This is a genomic window from Sphingobacterium sp. Mn56C, from assembly GCF_049319645.1.
In the GTDB taxonomy this organism is placed as follows: Bacteria; Bacteroidota; Bacteroidia; order Sphingobacteriales; family Sphingobacteriaceae; genus Sphingobacterium.
In genome coordinates this window covers 1,158,405-1,170,958 of sequence record NZ_JBMOUC010000001.1, presented here as the reverse complement: position 1 = coordinate 1,170,958, position 12,554 = coordinate 1,158,405, and the positions used below count along the sequence as shown (strand labels likewise).

General features: G+C 40.6%; 13 protein-coding genes and 1 riboswitch. Of the genes, 4 read left to right on the top strand and 9 right to left on the bottom strand.

Translation table 11 applies throughout. The features are described 5' to 3' along the window. Positions 1-25: 25 nt before the first annotated feature. From thiD to thiM, 3 genes are read right to left on the bottom strand one after another with little or no spacing between them, the layout of a single operon-like run. A complete protein-coding gene (thiD, locus tag ACL9RF_RS04970; RefSeq protein ID WP_422799490.1) occupies positions 26-844 on the bottom strand; it encodes a bifunctional hydroxymethylpyrimidine kinase/phosphomethylpyrimidine kinase in 819 nt (272 codons plus the stop codon). Continuing rightward, positions 832-1,473, bottom strand: coding sequence for a thiamine phosphate synthase (gene thiE / locus ACL9RF_RS04965; protein WP_422799489.1), 642 nt, complete (start codon positions 1,471-1,473; stop codon positions 832-834). The genes thiD and thiE overlap by 13 nt, the downstream gene beginning before the upstream one ends. Further along, a complete protein-coding gene (gene thiM / locus ACL9RF_RS04960) occupies positions 1,463-2,269 on the bottom strand; it encodes a hydroxyethylthiazole kinase (protein WP_422799488.1) in 807 nt (268 codons plus the stop codon). Before thiM ends, thiE begins: the two co-directional genes overlap by 11 nt. 140 nt (positions 2,270-2,409) lie before the next feature. After that, positions 2,410-2,503: riboswitch (TPP riboswitch) on the bottom strand. A gap of 181 nt (positions 2,504-2,684) precedes the next feature. Here thiM and ACL9RF_RS04955 point away from each other — a divergent pair. From ACL9RF_RS04955 to ACL9RF_RS04940, 4 genes are all read left to right on the top strand, one after another. Continuing rightward, a complete protein-coding gene (locus ACL9RF_RS04955; protein WP_422799487.1) occupies positions 2,685-4,067 on the top strand; it encodes a TolC family protein in 1,383 nt (460 codons plus the stop codon). Between the two features lie 2 nt (positions 4,068-4,069). Continuing rightward, the gene (locus ACL9RF_RS04950; RefSeq protein WP_422799486.1) at positions 4,070-5,032 is read left to right on the top strand and encodes an HlyD family secretion protein; all 963 of its coding nucleotides are present in this window, start codon (positions 4,070-4,072) and stop codon (positions 5,030-5,032) included. A 14-nt stretch (positions 5,033-5,046) separates the two neighbouring features. Beyond that, positions 5,047-6,234, top strand: coding sequence for an ABC transporter permease (locus tag ACL9RF_RS04945; RefSeq protein WP_422799485.1), 1,188 nt, complete (start codon positions 5,047-5,049; stop codon positions 6,232-6,234). Between the two features lie 247 nt (positions 6,235-6,481). Next, complete coding sequence (locus tag ACL9RF_RS04940) at positions 6,482-7,495, top strand: YihY/virulence factor BrkB family protein (protein WP_422799484.1); 1,014 nt, start codon at positions 6,482-6,484, stop codon at positions 7,493-7,495. Between the two features lie 3 nt (positions 7,496-7,498). On the opposite strand, the gene ACL9RF_RS04935 is transcribed toward ACL9RF_RS04940, so the two are convergent. The 6 genes from ACL9RF_RS04935 to ACL9RF_RS04910 form a co-directional block, all read right to left on the bottom strand. Then, complete coding sequence (locus ACL9RF_RS04935; protein ID WP_422799483.1) at positions 7,499-7,831, bottom strand: hypothetical protein; 333 nt, start codon at positions 7,829-7,831, stop codon at positions 7,499-7,501. A gap of 135 nt (positions 7,832-7,966) precedes the next feature. After that, positions 7,967-8,284: a GNAT family N-acetyltransferase gene (locus ACL9RF_RS04930; RefSeq protein WP_422799482.1), complete on the bottom strand. Its 318-nt coding sequence runs from the start codon at positions 8,282-8,284 to the stop codon at positions 7,967-7,969. Positions 8,285-8,346: 62 nt separating this feature from the next. Beyond that, on the bottom strand, positions 8,347-9,366 hold the full coding sequence (locus ACL9RF_RS04925) for a TQO small subunit DoxD (protein WP_422799481.1): 1,020 nt from the start codon (positions 9,364-9,366) through the stop codon (positions 8,347-8,349). Positions 9,367-9,794: 428 nt separating this feature from the next. Next, positions 9,795-11,033 carry a PQQ-dependent sugar dehydrogenase gene (locus ACL9RF_RS04920; protein ID WP_422799480.1) on the bottom strand — a complete coding sequence of 413 codons (1,239 nt, stop codon included), beginning with the start codon at positions 11,031-11,033 and terminating at the stop codon, positions 9,795-9,797. 140 nt (positions 11,034-11,173) lie between these two features. Continuing rightward, the gene (locus ACL9RF_RS04915; protein ID WP_422799479.1) at positions 11,174-11,419 is read right to left on the bottom strand and encodes a hypothetical protein; all 246 of its coding nucleotides are present in this window, start codon (positions 11,417-11,419) and stop codon (positions 11,174-11,176) included. A 101-nt stretch (positions 11,420-11,520) separates the two neighbouring features. Beyond that, a complete protein-coding gene (locus ACL9RF_RS04910) occupies positions 11,521-12,372 on the bottom strand; it encodes a universal stress protein (RefSeq protein ID WP_422799478.1) in 852 nt (283 codons plus the stop codon). Positions 12,373-12,554: the final 182 nt, after the last annotated feature.

Below are 12,554 nucleotides of genomic sequence, written 5' to 3'. Positions count from 1 at the left end.
CTTTTATACGGTAAGTGTAGCCCGATTACAGCAACTCCCATTTCCAGAAATGATGTAAAGGACCATTTCCTTGACCTATACCTAAGTTTTTGCCGGCAGAAATCGCCTGATGCGTATATTCAAGTCCGCAGGCTACCGCCTTAGGCAAGGGCTTACCTAAGGCCAAGAAACTCGCTATTGCCGAGGATAGGGTACAGCCAGAGCCATGTGTATTTTTAGTATCTATTTTTTGGGACCTGAAGTAGGCCGGTTTTTCATCCTTAAGAATAAGGACAGATTGAAGTTCATCATCCGTTAAATGACCACCTTTCACCAGTACAGCCGCCGCGCCTAAAGCCAAAATCTCCTCGCCCGCTTGTTGCATCTGTGTTTTCTGATTTACCGGATATCCGACCAATACGGAAACCTCATCTAAATTTGGGGTGAGCAATGCGGCGCGCGGAAATAGCAGCTCCTTGCATGCCGTAATGGTATCCGCTTCGATCAGTTTGTTGCCTGAGGTGGATACCATGACGGGATCGAAGATAATTGGCCCAGTATAGCCTTGCAAGGCTTTATGTATGACCTCTACTAATGCGGTACTATGCACCATACCAATTTTTATAGCTTCCGGATAAATATCATCCAAAATACAAGCTATCTGCTCGGCGACAGCATCTTCGGGAATGCTGTATATGGTGCGTACACCTTGTGTATTTTGAATAGGTAGGGCGGTAAGCACCGTTGTTGCATAGCAACCCAGCGCAGATATTGTTTTTAAATCTGCCTGAATACCCGCACCTGCACTCCCGTCAAAACCTGCAATACTTAATACCGAAGCCATGTTTCCATTTATTTTACGCATTGTAGTAAAGCTTTAAGGTTGGCGGCAGCGTTTCGTGGATCTTTGCTATGGCATATGGCCGATACTACGGCAATGCTATTGGCGCCACTTTTCCAAACGTCCTCCACATTTCCTTGATGTAAACCACCTATCGCAATTAAGGGTTTGCTTATGGTCGTTGCAAGCTGCTGCATGCCGGCAATGCCCCATTCGTTGATGGTGTCGGTTTTTGTCGCTGTCTTAAATATTGGACTCACACCTAAGTGGTCTACCACATCGAAATTAGCCCCCTGCATTTGCGTTAACGTTTCAAAAGACCAGCCGATTTTAAAGCGGTGGCCATATAAGTCAATAATATCAAGCGGGGCAGTATCCGATTGGCCAACATGTACAGCCCAGGCATCCACATCTACTGCGACCGACAAAACATCGTTAATAACCAAAGGGATACCATATTTATCGCAAATCTTTTTTAAAGCCTGCGCTTTTGTAAGAAAATCTTTAACCGGCAGGTTTTTCTCCCGCAGTTGTATAATATCAACCCCACCTAGAATCGCCTCTTCAGCAACCTGAAGCCAGGGAAGGTGCAAGCATTGTGCTTCCGATATTACCAAATATAATGGATAGGGAAATGAAGGGTTAATAGGCATAATGTACAAGATTTAAGTTATCAATAATATCAGCTTTAGAAAGGTTATATAAAACATCGTATAGGTGCAGCTGCAACGTTCCAGGGCCTTTAGCTATGCCGGCAGCCAGCTCGCCGGCTAAACTTAAAATAGCGACTGCAGCAACTGCCTGCTGTTGGTAATTGTTGCCGGTACCTAAAAAGGCTGCAATCATGGCGGTGGCTGTACAGCCCATGCCTGTTACTTTGGTCTGCATAGCATGACCATTGTGGACTTCAACAATGGTATTATGCGATACAATATAATCTACCTCCCCAGAAATACAAACAATTGAACCATACGTTTTGTTCAATATTTTTGCGGCAGTAAGGGCCTCATCACTACGGCTGGCACTGTCAACACCTTTAGTATTACTTAGGTTAAAGTCGGCCAAGGCCTGTATTTCAGAGGCATTTGCTCGTATTACCGTAGGCTTTAGGTTTAGTAAGCGTTGTAAGGATGCATTTCTAAACGCTGAAATACCCGCCCCCACAGGGTCTAAGACCCAAGGGCGTTGTTTTTCATTGGCCGTCTGTGCGGCTACAACCATTACTTCAGCCCACGTATTGCTTAGCGTACCAATATTAATAACCAAGGCATTAGAAATCCCGATAATCTCCACGATTTCCTCCTGCGCATGCGCCATAATTGGTGAGGCGCCAATCGCCAATAATGCATTCGCCGTGGTATTCATGACCACTAAGTTTGTAATACTATGCACAATCGGTGCCTGCTGGTTTACTATTTCTAACTGATTGAAAATTCCCAATTTTTCCATAAAAAACAATTTAGCTGCTATAGAGGAATTAAATACGGAAGCTATCGGTGGTCGTATAGGAGGACGTGTTATGCCTAACTGAAGAACAGGTTTTAAAAAGCTATAATTCCAATGGTTACGGAATATATGATGCCACTATAATCAGAAAAACTGCCTTTCCCTACGCCGGTATCAACCGTATCAGGTTCCAAGGGACTCTCTCAATTCTGTATCAGAATACCCCTAAAGCTTGGGTAAAGATACAGCATTAATTTAAGATAGCCAACGCTAAAGTGGCGTCATTCTCCATCCGATAACACTATTAAGTCTATTAAATTCGAGAATAATCTTTATTTTTAGACTTTAAAAAATATATTGTAAAACAAGATATGCCTTAAATTTGTTTAAACTAATACATACATAAACACGAATCTATATGCAAAAAATTAAATGGTCGGTATTAAGTATTTTATTAGCACAGTTTACCTACTCCGCCCAGGCACAGCAGTTGGATGTTTTAAAGCACCCGGTTTCTAATGCCATAACGTACAGTAAAACCATTCAAAATAGCAAGCTAGAGAATAAAAAAACAGACTTGGATCGAGAAGGTGTGAAAGGCAAATTCTTGCCTAAGGTTACGGCGAATGGTATGTATGGATATATGAACAGCACCATTGATATAGATCTACCCACACAAACGCTGCCCATTACTGGTATTACACTTTTTGAAGGAAGCCAGCGCTCCAGGTTATCGTCACAGGTTGCACTGGCAGGAGTAACAGCGACGCAGGTAATATTTAGTGGCTTGCAGATTAGTAACGGGCAAAAAGCATTAGAACAGAAGTCTATAGCACAAAATCTACTTTTAGAAGCCTCTTATGATGCTATTGCCCAAGAAATAGTGTTGTCGTTTGACCAGCTTATGCTACTGAAAGAGGTGGATTTGTTAATTTCCGATTCCGAGAAAAGGCTAAATAAGGAACACCTAAAGGTCACGAAAGCCATAGCCAACGGCCTCGCTATACCTTACGATAGAGATAAAATTAAACTCGCTATGCTGGAGCTCGAAAGTAAAAGAGCCGAAGTAGCGAGCAACAGAGAGCTGCTGTACTATAAACTGGAAGAATTAACCGGTCTTCCTATGGAGGAGGTACAAGGCGTATCGTACCAGCTGCAGGAGATAATATTGAACCTCGATGAAGCCAGCCAGATGAACCGTAAGGAACTGGATGCCCTGCAGGCTTCGCAAAAAGCCTATGAATATGCGTTGAAAAAGGAGAAAGGAGCCCAGCTACCGCTATTATTAGCCTTTGGAAATGTATCCTATATCAACCTATTTGATACGCGTATTACAATAAAAGATGCACCGGTTGTGGGAGATGTTAAAACGCGGGGAAACCATTTCAGGATGGCGCCAAACTATACGGTTGGTTTAGGTATGAAATGGAATATATTTGAAGGTAAGGAACATAAGGTGAATATTGAAAAAGCAAAAATGGATATTCTTATCAATGCCAATAAAATTGAAGATACCAAAGAGAAGCTGAGTTTATTACAGCGCAAAACCCTGGCCGATTACAACCTAGCCTTAAAAAAAACCAGTGTCAATAAACAGCAAATGACCATTGCACAAAACAACCTGTTTTTAGCATCGCGACAGTTTGAGGAAGGTTTACAGGATGTTACCGAACGTTTGGAAGCGGAAAATGAATATTACAAACAATCCTTAGCATATTACAACCAGATTTTAAGTCAGCGTACTGCCGCGACAACCTTATTAAAGTCTAATGGCAACTTATATCAATTTATTATTAGATAATTATGAAAAATATAGTATACACCTTTAGTTTTTTATTGTTTTTACAGAGCTGTTCCAATGATCCGGCCAAAAAGATCAAAAATTTGGAGGGTAAAATCGAACGGGAACAACTATCGGTAACCACCAAAATTCCGGGAAAGATTCACCGCATATTAGTAGAGGAGGGGCAACTGGTGCATAAAGGTGATACCCTTATGGTATTGGAATTACCCGAGGTAGACGCTAAATCTAAACAAGCGCAGGGTGCATTAGAGGCTGCACAGGCGCAGTATGATATGGCTGTAAAGGGAGCTACCGACGGACAAATGACACAGTTGCGCGCTAAGGTCAATGGCTTAAAGGAGCAGTTCGACTTTGCGCAAAAGTCGCTCGATCGTATGGGTAACTTACTAAAAGACTCTTTAATAGCACAGCAGAAATACGACGAGGTATATGCTAAATACCAAGGGGCCAAGAACCAGTACCTGGCCGCACAGGCTGAGCTTGCCGATGTACAGCATGGCGCGCGCATTGAGCAGCAAAAAATGGCCTTAGGACAAAAAGAACGTGCTTTAGGTGCCGTGTCTGAAGTAGACGTTGCCGCGAAGGAGCGTTATATAATTGCGCCACAAGACATGACCGTAGAGACCATAAATCTTAAGGTTGGTGAATTGGCTTTAGCAGGGTACAGTTTGGTTTCGGGCTATATTTTAGATGGAACATACCTACGCGTTACCGTACCTGAGGGGCGTGTGAAAGACTTCGCCAAGGGAAGTGAGAAGACGGTAACCATACCATACCTCTCCAACAAAACCATCCAAGCAAAGGTAGAAACTATTAAACCGTTGAGCTCTTATGCAAGTATCAGTACCGCTTATCCCGATTTTGAGCAGCAGGAAACGCTGTTTGAAATACGCTTGACACCGGTAAACAATGCAGAAGGTAAGGATCTATTAACGAAGGCTACATTTTTAGTGAAGGAGTAAATTAACAGCATCTTATGAAGGTATTTTTGCACTTATTAAAACGTGAGTTTCTTTTATTCTTTAACAACAAAGTATTAATGGTGCTCTTTTTAGGAGCACCGATTATGTATGGCATCCTTGTTGGTGGTGTATACAAAAAAGGAAAAGTCACCCATTTACCCATTGTTGTTGTCGATGAAGATCGTAGCCCCTTGAGCCGTCAATTGATCGATATGTTTAATGAGAGCGAAATTATATATGTCGCTAACTTATTGGATGATACCTTTCAGGCCCACGAAGCTGCCATGCAGCAGGAAGCAACGGTAGTCGTTCAGATTCCTAAAAATTTTGCTGCCGATGTGAACTATAACCGCAGTACCGAGCTTACCTTATTTGTAAACTCGTCAAATACATTGACATCAAATTATGCTATGCTGGCTGTTAATACCTGTGCTGCAACATTAAAAGCCGGTATATTAATAAAAGCACAGCAGAAAAAAGGTGTCCCTGCGTATGTCGCAGCACAACAATTTGAACCCTTTAAAACCACAATTATAAAACAAAATATACGAAGTGGTAACTACCTGTATTTTATGCTTCCCGGAGTTTTATTGACAGTTTTGCAGCAGGTAATGATGTTGGCATTGGCCTTAAGTTTTGCCTCTGAATTTGAAAATGGAACTTTTAAGGAGCTCGTACAGAAATCATCCAATGTTTTCAGTTTGATATTGGTGAAGATAATGCCCTATATTTTAATGTCCGTTTTTATATTTTTCCTTTACTACGGCTACTCCATATGGTACAGAATGCCGCTGCATGTCGATGGTATTGGATTTTTTGGCATATCCTTACTTTTCCTTCTTGCCGTAAGTTTTATCGGTATACTGGTGAGTATCGCTATACCGAGCCAGTTAAAGGCAACGGAAATTTTAATGGTTATCGCGACCCCTTCTTTTATTGTTAGTGGCTTTACCTGGCCCCTGAGCCAAATGCCGGAATGGATTGTAACCGTTGCTAAATTTATTCCGTTAACGCATTACTTACATGTGTTTAGAACAATGATTATAGAGCGTGGAAGTGTGGATTTAGTATCCTCCTCCATATGGGGCTTAGCCATAATTGCGCTTGTCAGCCTAATTGCTTCACTAATTTTGCTGCAGCTCAAAATAAATAAAGTAAAACGTGAGGAGTTGGCACTATCCCAAACAAAAGAAGCCCAATAATAACGCACCTATTATTGAGCTTGGAAGGAAGTTGTAGTAATCTATAAGTATAAATAAATATTTATAGCTAACCATCTTATTACAAGGATTGTGCCAAAGAATACAGTTGTTGCAGAAATGTTTACAATAGCACCGTGAAATCACAACTTTGATTATGGAGGGCTATAATTTTTTGCATAAATCACCCGTCAACTAAACTATTTTTACGCGCTGCTGTTCTTAACAGCAGAGCGTAATTATATAGAAAATGGCAAATAAGATCAACGAAGACAGTTTTTTTAAGAAGTTTATAACCCTTGGCAAAAATACCATAACGGGTTTTATGGGCGAGGATGGCATGAAATATTCGGCATCCTTATCCTATTACACCATATTTTCCATGGGGCCAATTTTGGTGTTAATGATTTCCTTAGCGGGAATTTTTTATGGCGAAGATGCGATCCGGGGTAGGGTATTTGCCGAGTTAAATGGCATTTTAGGTGCCAATGCCGCCATGCAAATCCAATCTATCATTCAAAATTTAGCCTTATCCGGAAAAACAAATACCGCTTTAATAATCAGTATTATAACACTGGTTATTGGTGCAACAACCGTTTTCGGCGATATTCAAAATTCCATCAACCGGATATGGCATGTGCGTGCAAAACCTGAAAAAGGCTGGTTAAAGATGATAAAAGATCGGTTGTTATCGTCGTCCCTAATTATAGGGTTAGGTTTTCTGTTGGTCGTTACACTAATCGTTAACGGGTTGATATTAAGTCTGACACACATTATCCAGCAACAATTTCCTGGTCTTTACCTTATCCTGTTGCAAGGCATTAATTTTACCTTGACTTTCGGAATTATCTTCACCCTGTTTATGTTTATTTTCAAGATTCTTCCAGATGTTAATATTCAGTGGAAGACGGTTCGTGCAGGCGCTTTATTTACGAGCATATTATTTGTAATCGGCAAATTTATTATCGGGTTGTACCTGCAAAGCTCCGGTACCGAGTCTACATATGGAGCAGCAGGGGCGATTGTTATAATTTTGCTATGGGTATACTATACGGCTGCTATTTTATATCTTGGCGCAGTTTTCACACGCGAGTATGCAAGCTATAAGGGAATAGCTATAGAACCCGCAGAATATGCAGTTTATGTTCAATCTACAGAGGTAGAGCGGGAGGTAGGCACCATTCCTGCAGCACCGTTAACCAAGGAGGAGTTAGCCCTGCAAGCATCAACAGCAGGCAGTAATACAGGTACTAACAAGACCTAGAGCTTATCTAAAATTTGGGCGACTGGTAAGTGGCGAAAAAGACCAGGGAATAGATAATAAGATAAGGGTAAACAGCCAACAATAGCGTTTCCACAGGTAATGGTATACCTGTTTATGACCAATTTTTCGGTAACATTGAAAGGTATAATAATTTATCGTGCCGATGCATATCGTCATCACGGTAACATGCTCCATACCAAAAAAGCGCATTTGCCGGTGTTTTACATACAACGCATAATTACTCCAAAATTCATGCACTAAAGGGCTTTTAATAAATAATATCCAGCCCAGTAGGAGCTGGATATTATAGCTAAGCGTCAGTACAACCAAAAGCATATAGTGTTTGCGGGCAAACACCCTGTCGAAGTGGCGATAGTAGCCAAACCAGCAAAATTGGAAGGCTATTATCGCTAAAATCAACCACCTATAATAGGAATGCAAAACTAATACCGACGTGTAATCCATTAAAAATTACAGGCTACTATAGGTTGGGAAATCAGGGTCAACAATACGTTTCCATTCGGGATTACGTTTTATAAAAGCAAAAACGTACGGACAGTAGGGTAATAATTTACGCCCATCTTCCTGAATAAAATTTAGGGTCTTTTCTACCAAAGCTGCCGCAGCACCTGTACCTGCCAATGCTGATGGGGCCTCAGTATGTATGAGCGCAATCCGTGATGCTGTTTCTTTAAAATCAATAAAAGCGGTAGCACCTTCATAAGTCAATTCAAATCTTTTGGTCTCATTATTTTTAACAAGTTCCAGGTTTTCAAAAACTGTTTTCATAATTTTTTCCTTTCTATTCTTGTAAATTTAGGTATTAAAGGTAGAATACTACTTAACCTAAATTAATTATTTACCCTTAACTGCCAGGTTTTTCCACTGATATCCGTAAGAATAACATGAGATGCCATCGAACGATACTGCTTCGCCGAAAGCTGTAGCCTTAAATCGGCGCGCGCTCCTAAAGGAATAAGTAAACTATGTGCACCCGTTTTAACCTTACTGACATAATAATTATGTATGTTTTCAGACTTGAAATTGGCTAAATCTTCCATGCCCCAATGTTGCAGCGTTTGTCCAGTAGCATCCGTCAGTGTTATTCCAATTAAAAATGAACCATACACATCAGCACCTTCGGTGCGATGCACTTGGAAAACCAGCGTATCCTCGTCCCATAATGGTTGTGAAAGCTCTAATTCTGGACTAACCGATTTGTTATGCAGTTTACCGAACACACCCCCATGAAAATGTTGATTGGTAAACAAGGTCAAAGAAAAGACCCCTATACTACCTAAAATTAATAGCCTGTTCCATAACCCAGCTTTGGATATCGGTCCTGAAGCGAGGTATGGGAAGATTTTCAAGCCTGCTATTTTATATTTTCTGTTTATCAGGTAAGCATCTAAAGCATAACGCTGCGACCCCGACAAGAATACTGCTAATCCACAGGCTATGCCCAAGACACCAATTTGCCACTCATCCAGGCAGGTAGTGCCGATCCATCCTGAGCCTAATAATATACCCATGGCAAGCATAAAGGTTCCCAACGCGGCGAGCCGCGTAAACAGCCCCAGCATCATACATAAACCTACAATAGCCTCGACGATTGTAAAAATTACCATCGCATACCAAAGTGCTTCTGGGTGTGTAACGAGGTATTCAATTATAGGTTTTATGCCTAAAGCATGGGGGAGGAAGTGGTTGAATTTTTCGCCGATGTAACCGGCTTCATCCATCATCAATTTATTTTCTAAAATTAACCTTCTCCAAAAGGCAGAGAAGTAGGTCCATCCAATGACCAAACGTATCGGAAGTGTATAATCCATGCTGCTCCAGTATGGATTTATTAAAGTTTTTGAATTCATAAATAAAGTAAATAGTAAAATAAATAACTAGACTACATACTTTATCTAAGCGTATATAAGAAGCTGTTTATGGGTTAAATATAAAGGAATAGGGGGGGTAAATATTTGCTTTGCGTTGGAATATTGGTTTTCCGCCACAGGCAATTTAGTCCATAAAAACCTAAAGGAAAATGTGCTGCCTAGGCAAGGGCTTAGGTGTAGCTTACCTGTTGTGGTAACACCCTTGCTGCGAACTGTGGTTTCGTCCAGTGCACAGGCATACGAAAAATTAACGCTATTACTTTTAGATTTCACTAACGATACGTAGTCCGTATCGCTGGTTTTCCATGTCGAAGCCTTGACTGCACAAGGTAATAAAGCCACAATAATTAATACATATTGTAGGAAGTAAATTGTGGCTTTATAGGTATTTTTAAGTACTATAATAATTATTTTTTAGCAATGCGATAAAGTCTACCAGCATCTGTGATTGCATATAACGCGTCATCCTTACCCTGCACAACATCCCTGAAACGTTGCCCTTCTCGAGCTAACAATCGCTCTTCGCCCACGACTTTATTATTTTTAAGAACTAATCGTGCTATATGTGTGCTGCTTAGGCCCGCAATAAATAAATTATTACTCCATTCTGGAATGCCTTTGCCCGTATAAAAAGCAATTCCGGAAGGTGATAATACAGGATCCCAGTAATAAACGGGTTGCTCCAAACCATTTTTCTGTTGTATAGGTGGATTACCAATTTCTTTACCCGAGTATTCAATGCCATAGGTAATGGTAGGCCATCCATAGTTTTTTCCAGGTTTCACTAAATTCAGCTCATCCCCACCACGTGGACCGAACTCGGTAGACCACAGATCGCCAGTTTGTGGATGGAAAGCAATACCCTGAACATTACGATGCCCGTACGAGTAAATTTCGGGAAGTGCATTTGCTTTTCCCGCAAAAGGATTTCCTGCTGCCGGCTTACCATCGGTCGTAATGCGTATAATTTTTCCTAAAGCGGATTTTAAATCCTGCGCCTGCGGTCGAGTTTCTAGTTCTGAGCGTTCGCCCGTGGTCACGATAAGATTCCCAGTTTTATCAAAAAGTATTCTTCCACCATAATGCAATTTACCATTAAAGGCCGGTGCTGCCTGATAGATTACTGTTGCATTTTGAATAGTTTTTTCATCTTCAGCAAGCTTCCCCTTGGCGACAGCCGTTAGGTTTCCACCTTTTACGGGCTGTGTAAATACCCAATACAGCATTTTGTTGCTGCTGAACTTAGGATCAAGGGTAATGCCAAAAAGGCCACCTTGGCCTGCAGGATCTACCTTTGGCAACCCCGTTATTGCATTAGAAACCTTGCCATCCTTAGTAACGATACGTAAGGTACCCTCTTTTTCGGTGATAAGTAATCTACCATCAGGAAGAACGGCAATTCCCCAGGGTGATTTTAACCCCTGTGCAATAACTTTGCCCTCGAAAGGCGTTTTCGTTTTCGCACCTGCAACCCGCGTCTGCCCAGCAAATGCAGGCTTGTAGTTGGTATTTGCTTTTTGCGTTTCTACAGGCGGTAAAATGCTGTCTTGTGCAGCAGCGCTGTTATCCTCCTTGGTGGAATTGCTATTGGCACAACTCATTAATACGGTTGAAGACAATAATATCGTGGTGACCAAATTTTTCATAATAATGTTTAAAGTTTAGCTTGTTGGTATGTATAATAATATTAAAAGTAATAAAAAAAATAAAACCGATCGGCTATAAAAAACAACCCCGATGCAATTGTTCGTTACAATTGTGTTACAATAAGCTACGTTTTTACTTCTTATTGCAATAACATGGCTTCTTTATGCTGTAACACCAATTTATTTGTTAACCCCTCCGCTTGGGCTAAAACTTCAAGATGAAAGGGAGCTGGGATAAATAATTTAACATCCCGCTTACCGTCATAAATAAAAAATAGAACACCCTGTGTCTGCAGCTTATCATCTACAATAAGGCTGTGTTTTTTCACTAGCTCGTTTAGGGTTCCGTTGGCGGTAAGTTTTTTAATGAATTGACTTATATCCATATTGCTTTATACGATTTAAAAGCAAAGATAGCTATGTATTTTGTTTAATATAATTTTTCTGCTTGCGGAAACCTTCTTTACCAGTAACCGGAAAACAATACCTAATTGTCTTCGTGAAATACCAAGATGGGTGTTTCCGCATGAAAAGCAAATTTATTGCTGAGGCTAGCATTAATTAACCGGTCGAAAAAACTTCGGTTACGTTTTACTATAGCGAGTAAATCCATGTTGTTTTCCCGAATAAAAGCATGTATGGTATCCTCCACAGATTGCCTCTTTTCCAAAAAAACAAAATCTAAATCAGCAGACTTAAATTTTCGGCTCCATGTTTCTCCATAATAAAGCAAATCTCCGGGAGCATTGATATTTCCCATAACATTGACACAATAGATTTTGCTTTTAAGGGCTTCAGCAATGGATATCACCTCTTGTAATGCAGGCTCATCTTTATCTCTGAATAGGGTTGTAAAGGCAATATTTTTAATAGGTTGATACTTTGCATGGCCCGGTATGGCCAAAACTGGAAGCTTCACATTATTAATAACGGCGACAGTATTGGTACCGATAAAGCTTTTTTGGAATCCGGAGGCCCCATTAGTACCCATAATTATAAGATCAATTTCCTCCTCTGCAATCAGTTTTTTTACGGACGACAGCACGGTTCCTTCTTCAAAGAAGAAAACAATTTGTTCATGTGGTAAGCCCTGTTTTTCCGCTAAGGCACGCAGTAGAGGTACCTGATTTTTGAAAAATTCAAGTCTTGAGGTCTCCACCTGCTGGTATACTTCAGCCAGCATTTCCGGCTGTCCGGCATGGGAAGCAGATAATATAGGCGTAATGTAGGTGTTGACCACAAAAAGCCTAAGCTTAAGTTGATGGGCAAGATTTAAAGCATACAGAAATGCTGTATTTGCAGTTTCTGAAAAGTCGGTAGGTAGGAGTATATTTTTCATTGGGATAAAAATTGAGCAATTAAAAATAACTAAAAACCTTTTACGTTTTAGCGTGAGTAATAAATAGACCTTAATATACCTATAAATTTTTATTTATGCATGTAGCGAAATACTTTTAACATGCGTTTTGACATAAAATTTAAAATTTGAAATGAAAGGTGAAGTTTAGGTGGGCTGAAACA